Annotated in this window: 12 protein-coding genes and 1 tRNA gene; 12 read left to right on the forward strand and 1 reads right to left on the reverse strand. The window is 30.5% G+C overall.

Features of this window, described 5'->3' with window-relative positions:
* Positions 1-35: 35 nt before the first annotated feature.
* Entirely contained in the window at positions 36-482 is a 447-nt protein-coding gene (locus BLT70_RS02245; RefSeq protein ID WP_091890964.1) for a PA2169 family four-helix-bundle protein, read from the reverse strand.
* A gap of 399 nt (positions 483-881) precedes the next feature.
* Here BLT70_RS02245 and BLT70_RS02250 point away from each other — a divergent pair, with 399 nt between their 5' ends.
* The 12 genes from BLT70_RS02250 to BLT70_RS02305 all read left to right on the forward strand — a co-directional run bounded on the left by BLT70_RS02250 (position 882) and on the right by BLT70_RS02305 (position 16282).
* On the forward strand, positions 882-1415 hold the full coding sequence (locus BLT70_RS02250) for a 30S ribosomal protein S16 (RefSeq protein ID WP_091890966.1): 534 nt from the start codon (positions 882-884) through the stop codon (positions 1413-1415).
* 19 nt (positions 1416-1434) lie between these two features.
* Positions 1435-1959: a ribosome maturation factor RimM gene (gene rimM, locus BLT70_RS02255; RefSeq protein WP_091890969.1), complete on the forward strand. Its 525-nt coding sequence runs from the start codon at positions 1435-1437 to the stop codon at positions 1957-1959.
* A gap of 2 nt (positions 1960-1961) precedes the next feature.
* Positions 1962-2046: transfer RNA gene (locus BLT70_RS02260), tRNA-Ser, on the forward strand.
* A 357-nt stretch (positions 2047-2403) separates the two neighbouring features.
* Positions 2404-3411 (forward strand): family 16 glycosylhydrolase, encoded by a 1008-nt coding sequence (locus BLT70_RS02265; RefSeq protein ID WP_091890972.1) that lies wholly within the window; start codon positions 2404-2406, stop codon positions 3409-3411.
* Between the two features lie 5 nt (positions 3412-3416).
* Positions 3417-4400: a family 16 glycosylhydrolase gene (locus tag BLT70_RS02270; protein WP_157691821.1), complete on the forward strand. Its 984-nt coding sequence runs from the start codon at positions 3417-3419 to the stop codon at positions 4398-4400.
* Positions 4401-4452: 52 nt separating this feature from the next.
* Positions 4453-4809, forward strand: a complete 357-nt coding sequence (locus tag BLT70_RS02275) for a hypothetical protein (protein WP_091890977.1) — start codon at positions 4453-4455, stop codon at positions 4807-4809.
* A 42-nt stretch (positions 4810-4851) separates the two neighbouring features.
* Positions 4852-6339 carry a sulfatase gene (locus BLT70_RS02280; protein ID WP_231962795.1) on the forward strand — a complete coding sequence of 496 codons (1488 nt, stop codon included), beginning with the start codon at positions 4852-4854 and terminating at the stop codon, positions 6337-6339.
* A 153-nt stretch (positions 6340-6492) separates the two neighbouring features.
* Entirely contained in the window at positions 6493-6699 is a 207-nt protein-coding gene (locus tag BLT70_RS02285) for a hypothetical protein (RefSeq protein ID WP_091890983.1), read from the forward strand.
* 160 nt (positions 6700-6859) lie between these two features.
* Positions 6860-7723 carry an AraC family transcriptional regulator gene (locus BLT70_RS02290; RefSeq protein WP_091890986.1) on the forward strand — a complete coding sequence of 288 codons (864 nt, stop codon included), beginning with the start codon at positions 6860-6862 and terminating at the stop codon, positions 7721-7723.
* A gap of 119 nt (positions 7724-7842) precedes the next feature.
* Positions 7843-10074, forward strand: a complete 2232-nt coding sequence (locus BLT70_RS02295; protein WP_091890989.1) for a T9SS type A sorting domain-containing protein — start codon at positions 7843-7845, stop codon at positions 10072-10074.
* A gap of 20 nt (positions 10075-10094) precedes the next feature.
* On the forward strand, positions 10095-13061 hold the full coding sequence (locus BLT70_RS02300; protein ID WP_172824373.1) for a sulfatase-like hydrolase/transferase: 2967 nt from the start codon (positions 10095-10097) through the stop codon (positions 13059-13061).
* Positions 13062-13636: 575 nt separating this feature from the next.
* Complete coding sequence (locus BLT70_RS02305) at positions 13637-16282, forward strand: T9SS type A sorting domain-containing protein (RefSeq protein ID WP_091890995.1); 2646 nt, start codon at positions 13637-13639, stop codon at positions 16280-16282.
* The last annotated feature ends 14 nt before the right edge of the window (positions 16283-16296 follow it).

A 16296-nucleotide genomic window follows, 5' to 3' on the forward strand; every position in this document is an offset into this window, starting at 1 on the left:
TGACTTTGAGTAAATTAACTATTACAATTATTTAATTATGCTAACTCTTCTTCTACCATTATAATATTAATTGCAGCTTGTATTTTTTGTTTTTGATGTTCTAACATTTTTCTTGTTGATGGAGCAAAAGCATCTTCTTGTAAAATGTTTTCATATTCTTGATAACTGGCTTTTTCTCCTCTCATAGCTTCTTCTAAAATTGCTTCTTCATTATTAGCGCTAAATAGAGCTTTTAAAGACATCCAATTTCTATGCATAGATCCTTTTACAGATCCATCATTTTCTGGGATTTGCCCATAAGATAATATTTCTGTTCTCAATTCTTTTGCAAATAAGCTTCTTTCTGAAGCTCTATTTTTAAAGAAAATTTTTAATTTTGGACTATCTACATTTTCAGCAGAATTTAAGTACCCTTTTTCTGCATCATAATTTTTTTCTAATAGTTCATTTAATTTGTTCGAAATTTTTTCTGTGTACTTCATAATATCATTTTCATTTTAAATTTCAATAGATTGTTTTAAGATGCGTATTGTTTCACATCTGTTGGTTTATGTTACAAATGTAGAAGATATTTAGACTTATGATTGATGCAAAAGATTTGATTCTTAGCTCATATGCTATTTAAATAAAGTTTTAAGAATTGTGTTGATTTGAATATTGTTAGTGGTTTCTATATAAATGCGTTAAGGATTGAATGGTGTGTTTGAGCTCTTTTTGAGGTACGAAAAAAAGCGAGTAGTGAAAGCCTGTTAAAACGCCCTAAAAAATATTGATAATTAAAGTTTTAGTTTTAAAAAGGTTTTGTACTTTTGCCCCCACTTACCACGAGATGGTAAAATTTTTAATAATCAAGGTCGCGAACCTTAAAAAATTAACACAAAATGCCAGTAAAAATTAGATTACAAAGACACGGTAAAAAAGGAAAACCATTCTATTGGATAGTTGCCGCAGATTCACGTGCAAAAAGAGACGGTAAATACTTAGAAAAAATAGGTACTTATAATCCAAATATCAACCCTGCAGTAATTGACTTAGATGTTGATAAAGCTGTAACTTGGTTACAAAATGGTGCACAACCAACAGATACTGCTAAAGCAATTTTATCTTATAAAGGTGCTTTATTAAAGAATCATTTAGCTGGTGGTGTAAGAAAAGGAGCCTTAACAGAAGAGCAAGCAGAAGCTAAATTTGCTGCTTGGTTAGAAGAAAAAAGTGGTAAAGTTGCTGCTAAAGAAGAAGGTTTAACAAAATCTCAAGCAGATGCAAAAGCGAAAGCATTAGCAGCTGAAAAAGCAGTAAACGAAGCAAGAATTGAAGCAGCTAAGCCAGTTGTTGAAGAGGTTGCAGAAGAAGTAGTTGCAGAAGAAGCAGCGCCTGAAACAATTGATGACGCAGCAGCAAAAGCAGCAGAATAAATTATAAATTGATACGATAATGCGTAAAGAAGATTGTTTTTATTTAGGCAAAATCGTTACAAAATATAGTTTTAAAGGTGAAGTTGTTATCAAATTAGATACAGACGAACCTGAGTTGTATACAGAAATGGAATCAGTTTACGTCGAATTTGGCGCAAACTTGGTTCCATTTTTTATTGATAAAAGTTCTCTTCATAAAGGAAATCAATTACGTGTTCAGTTTGAAGATGTATATTCTGAAGAAGAAGCAGATTCTATATTAAAATGTGGCGTTTATTTACCTTTAGATTTATTACCAAAACTTACTGGAGATAAATTTTATTTTCATGAAGTAATAGGTTTTACTGTTGTAGATTCCAATTTTGGAGAAGTTGGTACTTTAGTTCATATTAATGACAAGGCTGCACAACCACTTTTTGAAATTGATAGTGATGGTAAAGAAGTTTTTATCCCTATGATTGATGATTTTATCAAAAAAGTAGATAGAGAAAACAAAACAATACTCGTTACTGCTCCTGATGGATTAATAGAACTTTATTTGTAAAAAGAAAGGTGGCCGAGTGGTCGAAGGCGCACGCCTGGAAAGTGTGTATACGGCAACGTATCGAGGGTTCGAATCCCTTCCTTTCTGCAAAGAAAATTATATGTTAAAAAAGCTCATAAACATCTTGTTTATGAGCTTTTTTTCTTTTTAAACAATCCTGTTAAGTTATTGAATATAGACTTTAGCTTTAATATTACTTACCTTAATAAAAGTTTAATTATTTAACATTGATTATTTATACATAATAAATTTTACACTCTACAATTAACCTATTCTATTTTTCGAATTACAAAAAAGAATTGAACTACTTAAAGATTCAAGTAGTAAATCATTTTAAAGATAAATTCTAATTAGAAAGGGGTAATTTTAAATAAATTACTTACGTTAATTTCTTTTTTCTTTGTAGGAACTAAGTTTCAATGCTTAATTTTCAAAACAATAAAAATGAGATTTAAAAACATAAGAATTATAATTTTACTGAATGTATTTCTTTTAATACTATCATGTGGTCATCAAAAAAATGTAACAAATAGTAATAAAAAGGAAACGACTGTATATCCTTTTTCTGATCCAGAAAACTCAGGCAATTGGGTTTTAAATGCTGATGTATCCGATGAATTTGAAGATGATAAAATAGATGAAGACAAATGGTATATTGTAGGGAAGTTTAAAGACGGAAAACCTTTTTATAAGCACCCAGACAAACCAAATAAGAAAGTTTGGAAAGGACGCGCACCTTCTCAATTTTCTGGAAGAAATTACCGTTTAGAAAATGGAAAATTAATTTTAGAAACACGTTGGGAACCAGATTTTCCCTTTTCGGATGATGTTCAAAAACCTTGGGGTAAAAAAGAAGGACAAGTAGAAAAATTCGAAAACTTAACAACCGCATGTTTCGTTGGACGTAAATTTTTTAAGTACGGTTATATGGAAATTAAAAGTAAAGCTGCAGATGCAGAAATTACTAGTGCTTTTTGGGCTATTGGAAATGGTGTAGAACTAGATGTTTTTGAACAATTTGGAGATCATAGACAACCTAATAAAGAGGCAAACGGAAAAGATAGAGAACTTTGGTGGTCTATACATGATTGGGCTAGAAAAAATAAAGTGGTATACACAGAACATTTAGATTATGGTTTTAGAGTAGCAGATAACTTTCATGTGTATGGTATTGAATGGAATGAAAAAGGACTTAAATTATATGTAGATGGAAAATATAAAACCGGAGCAACTAAAGAACAGGTAGAAGCCTATGCTTTAAAAAAACACAATTTACCAGATGGTTGGATAATGACCAAGCCATTATCTATTTGGCTAGATCAAGAAACTTTTCCTTGGCATGGAGTTCCAGATAGTAAAAAAGATTTAGAATTAAACAGTCCGGAGGGTAAAAAAGATGATGGAGTTGTAGATTTCGAAATTGAATATGTTAGAGTTTGGCAGAAAAAATAAGCTCAATGAAAATATTTAAAATCATATTTATTTTTTTGATTTGTTTTTCTTGCGGAAATAATACAACTATTGATGAAGAAATTATCGATGAAATTATAATTGTTGATGATACAAATGATGATCAGGAAGAAGAAGATGTTGTGGTTGCACCAAATTCAGATTTTCCTTTATCGGATCAAAAAAATGAAGGTAATTGGATTTTAAATACAGACATAAGTGATGAATTTGATGCAAATATATTAGACGAAGAAAAATGGCAGATTCAAGGAAAAGATAATGTTTATAAATCTAATTTTATAGGTAGAGCTCCATCACAATTTTCTATGGATAACGCTATCGTTGAAGATGAAAAATTGAAGATTGTAACAAAATGGGAACCAGATTTTGACTTTAGCTCTAATTCTCAAACTGTAAATGGTGTAGTTTACAAATACGAAAATATTACTACTGCAGCTGTAATCAGTAAAAAACAGTTTATGTATGGTTATATGGAAATTAAGTGTAAATCTGCAAATGCACAAGTAACAAGTTCTTTTTGGACAACGGGAAAGAATACATCAGAATTAGATATGTTTGAAATGTTTGGCGGGCATAAAACTAGCGATTCTTGGAAAAAAAGATTAAAATTAAATATTATAAGTTGGGATCCAAATAACTATTATTATCAGCCAAATAATAAAGGACCAGTTTATACAAGTAATATTCAAGTAGCCGAGAATACTGCAGATGATTTTCATGTTTATGGTTTTGATTGGACATCAGAATATATCAAAATTTATGTTGATGGTGTTTTGCAAGCCAATGAAACTATTTTAAAATCAGAATTAACAAATAAAGGTGCAAATCCAGAAAAATGGGTTACAAATGTTCCTTATTGGATTTGGTTTGATTCAGAAACTTTTCCATGGCTAGGTATTCCTAATCAATCAGAATTACAAGTTCCTGCAGAATATCAAATAGAATATATAAGAGTTTGGCAAAAAAGTTGAGATAAAAAAGAAAGAAAATAATAAATCAATAATTAATTAAAATTTAAGTATCATGAAAAAAATCGTTTTAACATTATTATTAGTAGTAGCATTTACAACAGCTTACGGGCAAAACAAGTATCAAGAAAGACAAAATAAATACTTTGTAGAAGCTGCTGCAAAAGAGTTTAATTTAGATGAACAACAACAAAAAGATTTAACAGAAATAAGAACTACAATGGTACTTGCTTATGGAGAATCTCAAAAAGCTTTTACTGCAGGAGATATTACAAAAGAAGAAAAAAAAGCTAAAAACAGAGAAGCTAGTAAAGCATTTAACAATGCTGTAATAAAATTAACGGGTAAAAATTACAAAGAATTAGCTCCGTTTTTTCAAAGAATGAGAGACGAATTAAAAGGCGTTAAATAACTAAAGTAAACTAAAATCTGAATATTTTAAATTTTATAAAAAATGAAATTATCAAATAGTATAAAGTTTTTTACTTGTGTATCTGCATTGTTTTTAATGAGTTGTAATTCTTCAAAAGAAAAAGTAGCAAGTAAAGAAAAGGTTGTAAAAAACCAAACGATAGAGAAACCAAATATTTTGGTAATTCTTTGTGATGATTTAGGATATTCGGATGTTGGTTTTAATGGCGCTAAAGATATAATTACACCAGCTTTAGATCAATTGGCAGATAATGGTACAATTTTTACATCTGCTTATGTTACTCATCCTTTTTGTGGGCCAAGTAGGGCATCATTAATGACAGGTTTGTATCCTCATAAAATTGGAGCTCAATTTAATTTACCGCCAAATAGCGGAGAAACTATTAAAAAAGGAATCTCTGTAGATGAACCTTTTATAAGTAAAGTTTTAAATGAAACAGGTTATCGCACTGGTATTATTGGTAAGTGGCATTTAGGTTCTAACCCAGAATTTCATCCTAATGTTAGAGGTTTTGATGATTTCTTCGGATTTTTAGGAGGTGGTCATAATTATTTTCCAGAACAATATAATGCTGCTTATAAAAAGCAAAAAGAAAGTGGTAAGAAATTGATTTGGGATTATTTACATCCAATAGAACATAATGGAAAAAATGTTGATGAAACAGAATATTTAACTGATGCTTTTTCAAGAGAAGCTGTTCGTTTTATAGATGATGCGTCTAAAACTAAAGATCCATTTTTCTTGTATCTTGCCTATAATGCACCACATACTCCTTTAGAAGCAAAACCAGAAGATGAAGCATTATTTACTCATATAAAAGATAAAAAAAGAAGAACATATGCGGCAATGGTTTATGCTGTAGACAGAGGTGTTAAAAAAATTGTGGCTTCTTTAAAAGAATCTGGTCAGTTTGATAATACTTTAATTGTTTTTATGAGTGATAATGGAGGGAAAACAACTTCTGGAGCAACAAATTATCCTTTAAAAGAAGGTAAAGGAAGTGTGTATGAAGGTGGTTTTAGAGTACCAATGTTTTTTCACTGGCCCAATGTTGTACCTGCAGGAAAAAAATATGATTTTAATGTTTCTGCAATAGATGTTTATCCAACTTTTGCAAGATTGTCAGGAGCAAAAATTCCTGAAGGAAAGAGATTAGACGGTAAAAATATGTGGGATAATTTTATGCTAAATAGAGATTCTCATAAAGATGAAAGTATTTATGTTTTGCGTCACAGAAATGGTTTTAGTGATGTTGGTATTAGAAATAACGAATGGAAAGCAGTAAAAGCATATAGACAAAAATGGAAACTTTTTAATGTAAATGATGATATTTCTGAAAAGTTTGATTTAAGTGATAAATATCCTGCAATTTTAAAAAATTTAGTAACTCAAGCAGAGATTTGGAGTAAATCTCACATTCAGCCATTATGGTGGCATGATGAAAAAACGGGTATTCAATGGAAAGCAGATAAAATGCCAAGATTTGATAAAACATTTAAACTAAACTAGAATTAGAAAAGCTTTTTGTTTAAAAAACAATATTTTTTAAATTGAAATTTCTTTTTTTGATGTTAAAAATTTAATTTTAAAAACATCAGAAAAAGAAATTTCATTTTTTAACTAAATCAGTACTAATAATGGATGTTGATTTAAATTGGGTAAATGCAGGAGTTGTTAAAAAGGCTAAGTGTCGAAAAATGGGTTGTGCCTTCATTAAAAATTGCTTGGCATTTTCATCCAGAATTTAAAATAGTATATGTATCTAAAAGTAGTGGTATTCGTTTTGTTGGTAATATTGTATCTCAATTTCATCCTAGAGATTTAGTTTTAGTAGGTAGTCTTTTACCTCATTTATGGGATACAATTTAAAACAAATTAAAGGCGCTACTCCAAAAGAATTTAGAGATGTAATAGTATAGTTTTACTAGTTAAATTGGTGTTTTGATAATCTTTGTGTTCACAAATACAATTATGTGTTAAAATTTAGTCTAAATTTTGTGAATATTAAAAATATCTTATATTTGTTATGATGAAGTTAGTATTAAAAAATTCAGATTCGGTTGTTGTAAAAAAACTTGATATTTATACAAGAGATGTTCCTTGTTTAGACGCAGTATGGCATTATCATCCAGAATTTGAACTACTTTACATTTCTAAAAGTAATGGTATTCGTTTTGTAGGAGATAGTGTTGCCCCTTTTTTTCCTGGAGATTTAGTTTTAGTAGGCTCTTATATACCGCACTTATGGAGAAATGATCCATCTTATTACGAAAAAAGTAGTAAAAAGGAAGTAAAAACTATTGTAACAAAATTTACCAAAGATTTTTTAGGAGATGGTTTTTTTAATAAAACAGAGTTTTATGAAATTAGCAAATTACTAGATGCATGTAAATTTGGGCTTTCTTTTGGTAAAGAAATTAGTAAAACATTACATAAAGATATTATAGATTTACCAAAAATATCTAGTACAGAACAGCACATTAAGTTGTTAAGTATTTTGCATAAATTATCTTTAGTAGAAGAAAAAGATAGAGTAATTTTATCTTCTTCTGATATGAGACAAACAACTACAGAAAGTTCAGAACGAATAGATACTGTGTTAAAATATATTTCTGATAATTATTCTAAAAGTATAGCTTTAGACGATATTTCTAATGTTGCTTGTATGACTACAAACTCTTTTTGTAGATTCTTTAAAAAGATGACTAATAAATCTTTCACACAATTTTTAAACGAAATTAGAATAAGAAATGCTTCAAGAATTTTAGTTCAAGAAAACATTCCTGTTTCAGAAGTATGTTACATTGTTGGTTTTAATTCTATCACCAATTTTAATAAGCAATTTAAACAAATAATGGGTGCTACACCCAAAAAATTTAGAGAAGCAATTTAACGTATTTTTTTTAAATTGATAATTTTGTATTGATTAGGGTTAATTTAGGCTTATTGTAAACTTTACATCTGTTTTATTTTTGAGAAACTATTTTATTTAGTTTCTTAAAATTATCTGCCTTGAAAATAAAATTACATTTTAATAGGAATAGTAACAATTTTCTTTTTTTTCTGATTTTTGCATTTGTATTATTTTACTATAATTTAAGTGCTCAAAAGTTACCCTTATCAGATCAAGAAAATACTGGTAATTGGGTTCTAAATACCGATATTTCTGATGAATTTGAAGCTGTTTCACTTGATGAAACACAATGGTTAATTCAAGGTAGAAATGACGAATATCAATCTAATTTTAAAGGGCGAGCTCCTTCTCAATTTTCAACAGAAAATGCAATTTTAGAAGACGGTAAATTAAAAATTCTTACAAAATGGGAGCCTAATTATAATTTTAATCCAACCGTTGATGCAAACGGAGATTCTTACGAAAACATAACTACAGCAGCTGTAATTAGTAAAAAACAATTTCTATACGGATATATGGAAATTAAATCTAAGGCAGCAAATGCAGAAATAACAAGTTCTTTTTGGACTACAGGTCCTGGTGGGGCAACTGGAGCATCAGAATTAGATATGTTCGAAATGTTTGGAGGTCATAAAACAAATGATGCCTGGAAAAAAAGGCTAAAATTGAATATCATAAGTTGGGATCCTAATAACTCCATCAAACAAGCTGCAACTGCTGCAGGACAATCTGTAGGAACAACACATTCTAGATTTATACAAGCAGAAAATAATACCGCAGACGATTTTCATGTGTATGGTTTTGAATGGACATCAGAATATATAAAAGTTTATATTGATGGCGTTTTGCATCCAAACGGAACGATATTAAAGTCTGAAATAACAAACAACGGAGCAGAACCAGATAGATGGGTAACAGATGTGCCTTATTGGGTTTGGTTCGATTCAGAAACGTTTCCTTGGTTAGGTTTGCCAGAAGCATCAGACTTAGAGCAACCTGCAGAATATCAAATTGAATATATTAGAGTTTGGCAAAAACAATCTGGTCAAATAAATGTAACGGGAAGCACAAATGCTATTGAAGGTGTTACAGATGGTGTTTTTACTGTTGCTTTATCAAACGGAGAAATTGCAACTGAAGATATTAATATAACATTTTCAGTTGGCGGTAATGCAATTGAAGGAACAGACTATACATCAATACCAAGAACTGTAACGATAGCAAACGGAAAGAATTCTGCTCAAATAAATATTAATGCAATTGAAGATCATATTGATGAAGATCAAGAAACCGTTACTATAACGTTGTTGTTTTCGAGTACAAAAACTGTAAATACAACCGAAACAAGTATTCAGATTTCTGATGTTATTGAATCTACAAAATTAACAGCAGGAGATATTGCTATTCTTGGTTGGCAAGCCGGAAACGGTAAATTGGCATTTATGCTTTTAAAAGAGATTACATCAGCAACCAAATTGTCAATATCTAATAGAACTTGGAATAATTCTCAAAGTGAATTTACAGGCGATTATTCAGTTGATGATATTTGGACATGGACTTCAGGTGCAGCATTTAAAACTGGTACTATATTGATGTTAGATGCCGATGGACAAATTAAACAAGTTGTAGGTAATGAAGAAATAATTGTTGGTACAACTACTCATGATTATACAGGAAAAGTTTCTCAAAATAGTGATGGAGATTTTGATTTGTCAGCAAACGGAGAAGGTATTTTGATTTTTCAAACAGATCCTTTTTTATTGCCAACAAATGCAAATTCTACTGCTTGGGTAACTGGTTTAAATACAGCACAAGGTTGGGGGCTTGGAGGAGGAAACTCTGCTTGCGAATTACCAACAGCATTAACAAATGGAATAAATGCAACTAGTGTAGGAGAAAAACATGATTTTGGAGTTTATAAAGGTAAGTTATCTGGAACATCGGCTGAATTAAGAGCTAGTATTAATAATGCTAATAATTGGGCTTTTTCTGAAGACACAGTTTACAAATTGTGGAGTTTTAACGACAATTCTAATAATATTTCTGGTGATATTGGTGTTGCAGGTACTTTGAGTTTGTCAGAGAATTCTACTTTTAAATTAACAGTTTTCCCTAATCCTGTAAATGATTATTTGTATCTAAATTTTGGAGAAAGTCAGCCTAGATTTGAAATAGAGATTTTTACAACTTTTGGTAAATCAGTAAAAAAAGTGAAAGAAAATAATGTGAGTACTTCTAAAATAGATGTTTCTAACTTATCATCTGGTGTTTATTTTCTTTCAATTATGTCAGAAAACACAAAACAAATTAAAAAAATAATTATCAAATAAATAAATTTAATTACATGAACATGAAAAATATCTTAACTAGAATTAGCGTTTGTTGTTTCGCGTTAATAGCTTTTAATACTATAGCACAAACAACAAGCGGAACAAGGCCAAATATCATTGTCATTTTAGCCGACGATTTAGGGTATGCAGATGTTGGTTTTAATAGAGATGCAACTTTTCCGGTTGATAGAGGTGTAATTCCTACTCCAAATATAGATGCTTTAGCAAGTACAGGAATTGTTGTAAAAAATGCACACGTAGCGCATCCTTTTTGTGGACCAAGTAGAGTTGCGTTATTAACTGGTATGATGCCTCATAGAATTGGTGCTCAATATAATTTACCAAATGATATTACATCAACATTAGGTGTGCCAGAAAATGAAACTTATTTTTCATCAGTATTACAAAATTCTAGCTATAATACAGCTGCGTTTGGTAAATGGCATTTGGGTTTTAAAGAAGGTTCTTACCAGCCACTTGATAGAGGTTTTGATTATTTTTATGGATTTTTAGGAGGTGGAAAAAACTACTTTGAAAGTGAATATGAAGATGGTTTTTATAATAGATTAGGTGGTGCAAATCCTGTAACAAACGAATATCAAGATCCTATTTGGAGAGATAGAGGTTATGTTGCTAGAGACGAATATAGCAATGCAGAAAATGAAGACTATTTAACAGATTTACTTACGGATGAAGCAATTGGGTATGCAAATAGTGTTGCAGGTTCTTCTGATCCTTATTTTATGTATTTGTCTTATAATGCACCACATACACCTTTACAAGCGCCTGAAGCAGAAGTGGCACAGTTTAAATTAGATAATCCTAATTTTGAAAACTTAATAAGAAATAGCACATACATTACGGAATCGACGCCTGTTACTAAAGAAGCAGATCCTGCTAAGAAAGCAGAATTAATTGAAAAATTTGTGCAAGCACGTATTACCTATGCTACGATGGTAACAAATATGGATAAAAATATTGGTAGATTGGTTACAGAGTTAAAAAAAGACATGACAAAATTTAACAACACTGTTATTATCTTTTTAAGTGACAATGGTGGGTATACCTATAGTAAAGGAGCAGTAAATTGGCCTTTAGATGCTTTAAAAGGAAGTGTAAAAGAAGGTGGACATAAAGTGCCAATGTTTGTAAGTTGGCCAAATAAAATTACAAGTAGTGCTACTTATAATCATCAAATTAGTTCTTTAGATATCTATCCTACTTTAGTAGCGTTAGCTGGTGAAACTGTGCCTGCTGGGAAAACAATAGACGGGGTTAATTTTATGGACAAATTAATAGCTGGAGAAGATGCAAGACCAGATGATCAGATTTTAATTATGAGACCTCAAAATGGTTTTCATAATGGTGGAATTGCTTATGATCATTGGAAAATTGTAAAAACAGCAAATGGTGGTAAATGGAGTTTATATGATATTGCTACAGATCCAGGAGAAGAAACAGACGTTAGAAATAGCGATCCAAATGGCGAGGAAATTGTTCAAGATATTTTAGACAGAGCAATTGCATTAGTAGTTGACTTTAAAGATGTGAAACCAGCTTGGTATGACAATGATAATGAAGATGTTGATGGTGATGGTATTGGTGATGGTCATGTTCATAGTTTTCTTTGGGAAGATGGTACTTTACCTGGTTATGACCGACTTTTTGAAACTCCGTTGTTAAAATTAGAAGGTGAACTTAGTAAAATTTCAATAGCTAAAACTACGGATGCTACTGAAGGAATTGTTAATGGTGTTTTTACAGTAAGTTTACCAGAAGGAGTAATGGCAACCGAAGATATAGATGTAACATATACAATAAGTGGCGATGCTACAGATGGTACAGATTATACTACATTATCTGGTACAGTTACAATTATGAATGGCACAAATGCATCAGAAATTAATATTGTTGCAACAGAAGATGGATTAGATGAAATAAGTGAATCAGTAATTATTACATTAGCAACAACAACTTTTGGATCTGTAGAAAGTACACCAGCAGAAATAAATATTTTTGATGTAATTGAACCAACAGTATTAACAGCAGGAGATATTGCAATAGTGGGTTGGAAAGCTGGAAAAGGGAAACTAGCTTTTATGCTGTTAAAAGATATTAGCGCAACTACTAAATTGTCAATTTCTAATAGAACATGGAGTAATTCTTCAAATGCATTTACAGGAGATTATAGTGTAGATGATATTTGGACTTGGTCTCCAGGAGCAGCTTATACTACTGGCGATATTTTTATTCTTGATGATAATGGCAGTGTTAAACAAGTTCTAGATAATGCAGAAGTAGTTGTGGGGTCAACTTCTCACGATTATACAGGTAAAACGGCAGAATCTAGTGATGGAGATTTTGATTTTTCTGTAAATGGAGAAGGTATCTTAATTTTTCAAGCAGATCCTTTTGTACTACCAACAGATGCAAATTCAACAGCATGGATAACAGGAATCAATACTGCACTTGGTTGGGGTAATGGTGGTGGAAACTCTAGAAGTGATTTACCAACGGCGTTAACCAATGGAGTAAATGCAAATATTGTTGGAGAAAAACATGATTTTGGAGTGTATACAGGCAAATTATCTGGAACACCTGCTCAATTAAGAGCAAGTATTAATGATGTAAGTAATTGGTCTTTTTCTGAAGATGCAGAATACAATTTATGGAGTTTTGATACAACTTCTGGAGATGTGTCAGGAAACATTGGTACTGCAGGTACGTTAAGTTTATCAACTCAAAATGCTTATCAATTAAATATTTATCCGAATCCTGTGTCTAAAAATGTTACAATACAATTAAATAATACGTATAAAAATGTTGATATAGAAGTGTTGTCAATTACAGGCAAACTGATAAAAAAAATAAATGTAAAAAATATGATAAAGAAAAATGTCGATATATCTAACTTAAGTTCTGGAATGTATGTTTTAAGGGTAAAAGCAGATGCTAATTTATCAATTGAAAAGATTATTAAATTATAAGGTTGTTAACTGTTAGTCGTTTCGATTGTTTTTTTTCGTAATAGTAACGAGAACGCATACGATTTGTCAGTTAGAGCGCAGTTGAGAACTCATTTTTTACATTTCTAGTATTTAAATCTAAAAGTCAAGTTTTCATCACATAGAAACATAGTATTTTTTAAACATAGGTTTCTATGTGATAATTACAAGAAGCTTGTCAGTCCAAGTGAGTTTACGATTGTAAATTTGTATAGTTTATATTGAGAATCAATCAATTTATAGACAAGGAATTAAACTATAAAAGTCTAAAACAATTGTTTTAGACTTTTTTTATAGAAAATAGTATAATTCCTATAAAATTGGTAAAAAATTACTAAGAATTACATAAATAGTACGGAAAGACACCTAAAAAAGCAGCTATCACTATAGTTTTGGATAGATAATTAATTGAAAGAGTTTTTAAGTTTTAAGTAAAGATATCAATTTGGTATATAAAAAAGGTAATATTACACTACTTAATGTTAATATTTGCTTAAAATTTAATCAATTCTAATATTAGTTTTACAGATAATTATTTATTAACAAAAAAATTAATCATGAACAAAAAATTACAAAAAAATTACTTGTTTATACTTGCCTTTTTGGGGTTATTAAGTGTAAATATGAATGCACAGACACATGATCAAACATTTAGTGATAATGCCAGTTTTCAATACTATAATATTGGTTATGGTAATGGTACTAGAAGTCACGATCCAACTGGAGGTCTTACTGGAGATGGAGCTTTTAAACTTGTTAGAGATAATAATAATAACTCTAACTTTGGCTTTAATGATGGTATTGATGCTTCAACAAAAAAAGTAATAAAAATAAGATACAAAAACGAAACAACTGCTCCAAATATTCAAATTAAAGGTAAAAGTACTGATGGTACTACAGAAACAGATTTGGGCACTACTATTGCTAGTATTGATTCTAATTCTAGTGATTGGAAAACTTTATATATTGATATGTCTGGTGTAGCTGCATGGACTAATAGTGTAAACAATCTAGATATTTTGGTTAAAGGGTCAGTTTCAGTCCCAGCTTCAGGAGATGCTGTGGGTTCTGCATTCTTTTTAGATGAGATTACTTTTTTAAATGCAATGCCAGCAGATGAGTTTTCAGAGTTTATTCCAAATCCAAGCTTTGAAGACACAACAGAAGATTCAAACTATACAGGAAATTTAGATGATGGTACTAGAAGTTTTGTGAATTTAGCGGATGCAAAAGACGGTGTTGGGGTTTTAAAATATGAATATTCTCAAGACCAAACAAGAACTCAGTATACATTTAATGCTTTTCAAAAAGAATATTCCCCTAGTAGTTTTCCTATTGGAACAAAATTACAAGTTAAAATGTGGGTTAAAACGAATAGGTCTGAGGTTACAGAATTATCAGTAAGGTTTAACACAAGGTTAAATGGTGCTAACACTAATATTACTGAAACTTTAACAACAACAAAAACAGACGGTAGTTGGGAAGAATTAACTTTTGATATCACAGCAACAGCAGAGTTTAATCAAATGAGGTTTTGGTTTGCAATAGAATATAACTCTGGTGCAGCAACCGATTTTAATTCTGGAGATATTTTATATTTAGATAAATTAAGCTCAGGTGTTTTTCCAGTAACAACAGCAGCAACTCCTGGTACATGGGAGGCTTCAGGTTCTTGGGGTGGTACTCTTCCAGATCAAGGAGACTCTAAAACAGTTGATGCAGATTTATCCATAAACTCTGCAGTGGTTTCAGATGGTCCAATTGATATTACTACTGGAAATACATTAACAATAAAAGCTGGTCATTCTCTTACTTTAAATTCAGATTTAGATATTGTTGGGAGTTTAAATTTAGAAGCTGGCGCTCAATTAATTGTTAAAGGAAATTCAACTGGTAATGCAAGTTTTGTTCGTACTTTACCAGCTGCCACTAGTGATGGAGCAGCTACAGGGTTAGAAGGTTGGTTTTCTATGACAGCACCTTTTTCAGGAGCTGCATTAAACACTACTTGGGCAGATGCTGGAACTAACAATATTGCTATAAGTGCAGATACAAATAAAAGAGGTGTAGCTTGGTATACAGAAAGCTCAGATGAATTTACTTATTTATTAGCAAATAATTCTAACGCTACAACTTTTGAAGCTGGTAAGGGATATATTGTAAAGCAAAGTTCAGCAGGTGATATTTCTTTTACAGGAACAATAAATTCTAGTGAAGATGGTGTTGATGTTACTGTAACTAAAGCAGGTAATGGATTTAATCTATTAGGTAGTCCTTATTCAGCTTTAGTAAATAGTGGAACATTTTTAACAGATACAGACAATTCTGGTTTATTTGAATCATCAGAAATATGGGTGTGGAATGATGATGGAAATACTTATGAATCAAAACCATCAGGAGATAATTTTATGTTAGCACCAGGACAAGCATTTTTCGTACAAGTTAATGCTGGGGGAACTTTAAACTTTAAACAGAGTAATCAATCTATTGGTGGAGATACTTTTCAGAAATCTTCAAAAGCAGAAATTATTCTTAAAGTAAATAATGGTAAAACTCATAGATATGCAAAAGTTAATTATTTAAATAATTCAACTTTAGGTTATGATAATGGTTATGAAGGTAAAGTTTTTGAAGGAATTCCAAATAGTTTTTCAGTTTATACGCATTTATTAGAAAACAATGAATCGAAAAAATACCAAATACAATCTTTACCTAGTTCAAATATAGAGTCTATGGTAATACCTGTAGGTATTGATGTTGCTGAATCTTCTGAAATTACATTTACTTTAGAAGCAAAAAACATCCCTTCTGGTTTAAAAGTATTTTTAGAAGACAGACAAGAAAATACGTTTACTCAATTAGATGTTTTAAATTCAGAATATAAAGTGAGTTTAACAGAAGTTTCTAATGGTATAGGTCGTTTTTACTTACATACAAAAGCATCAGCTTTATCTACAGATAATTTATTTTTAAACAGCGTTAGTATTTATAAATCTGATAATTCAACATTAAAAGTTGCAGGTTTAAAAAATGGTAAAGCATCTATTTCAGTATTTAATATTCTTGGTAAAAATGTATTAAGTTCTTCTTTTGAGGCAAATGGAGTTAAAGAAATCTCTTTACCAAAATTAGCAGCAGGAGTTTATGTAGTTCAGTTAACAACTGTTGAAGGCAAATTAAACAAGAAAATCATTTTAGAATAATTAACGAAAGTTTA

Source organism: Polaribacter sp. KT25b (assembly GCF_900105145.1).
GTDB lineage: Bacteria > Bacteroidota > Bacteroidia > Flavobacteriales > Flavobacteriaceae > Polaribacter.

Coding starts and splice junctions, on each gene's coding strand:
- BLT70_RS02290 (WP_091890986.1), top strand. CDS start 6,860: ATGAAGTTAGTATTAAAAAATTCAGATTCGGTTGTTGTAAAAAAACTT.
- BLT70_RS02250 (WP_091890966.1), top strand. CDS start 882: ATGCCAGTAAAAATTAGATTACAAAGACACGGTAAAAAAGGAAAACCA.
- BLT70_RS02305 (WP_091890995.1), top strand. CDS start 13,637: ATGAACAAAAAATTACAAAAAAATTACTTGTTTATACTTGCCTTTTTG.
- rimM (WP_091890969.1), top strand. CDS start 1,435: ATGCGTAAAGAAGATTGTTTTTATTTAGGCAAAATCGTTACAAAATAT.
- BLT70_RS02275 (WP_091890977.1), top strand. CDS start 4,453: ATGAAAAAAATCGTTTTAACATTATTATTAGTAGTAGCATTTACAACA.
- BLT70_RS02285 (WP_091890983.1), top strand. CDS start 6,493: ATGCAGGAGTTGTTAAAAAGGCTAAGTGTCGAAAAATGGGTTGTGCCT.
- BLT70_RS02270 (WP_157691821.1), top strand. CDS start 3,417: ATGAAAATATTTAAAATCATATTTATTTTTTTGATTTGTTTTTCTTGC.
- BLT70_RS02300 (WP_172824373.1), top strand. CDS start 10,095: ATGAAAAATATCTTAACTAGAATTAGCGTTTGTTGTTTCGCGTTAATA.
- BLT70_RS02280 (WP_231962795.1), top strand. CDS start 4,852: ATGAAATTATCAAATAGTATAAAGTTTTTTACTTGTGTATCTGCATTG.
- BLT70_RS02245 (WP_091890964.1), bottom strand. CDS start 482: ATGAAGTACACAGAAAAAATTTCGAACAAATTAAATGAACTATTAGAA.
- BLT70_RS02265 (WP_091890972.1), top strand. CDS start 2,404: ATGAGATTTAAAAACATAAGAATTATAATTTTACTGAATGTATTTCTT.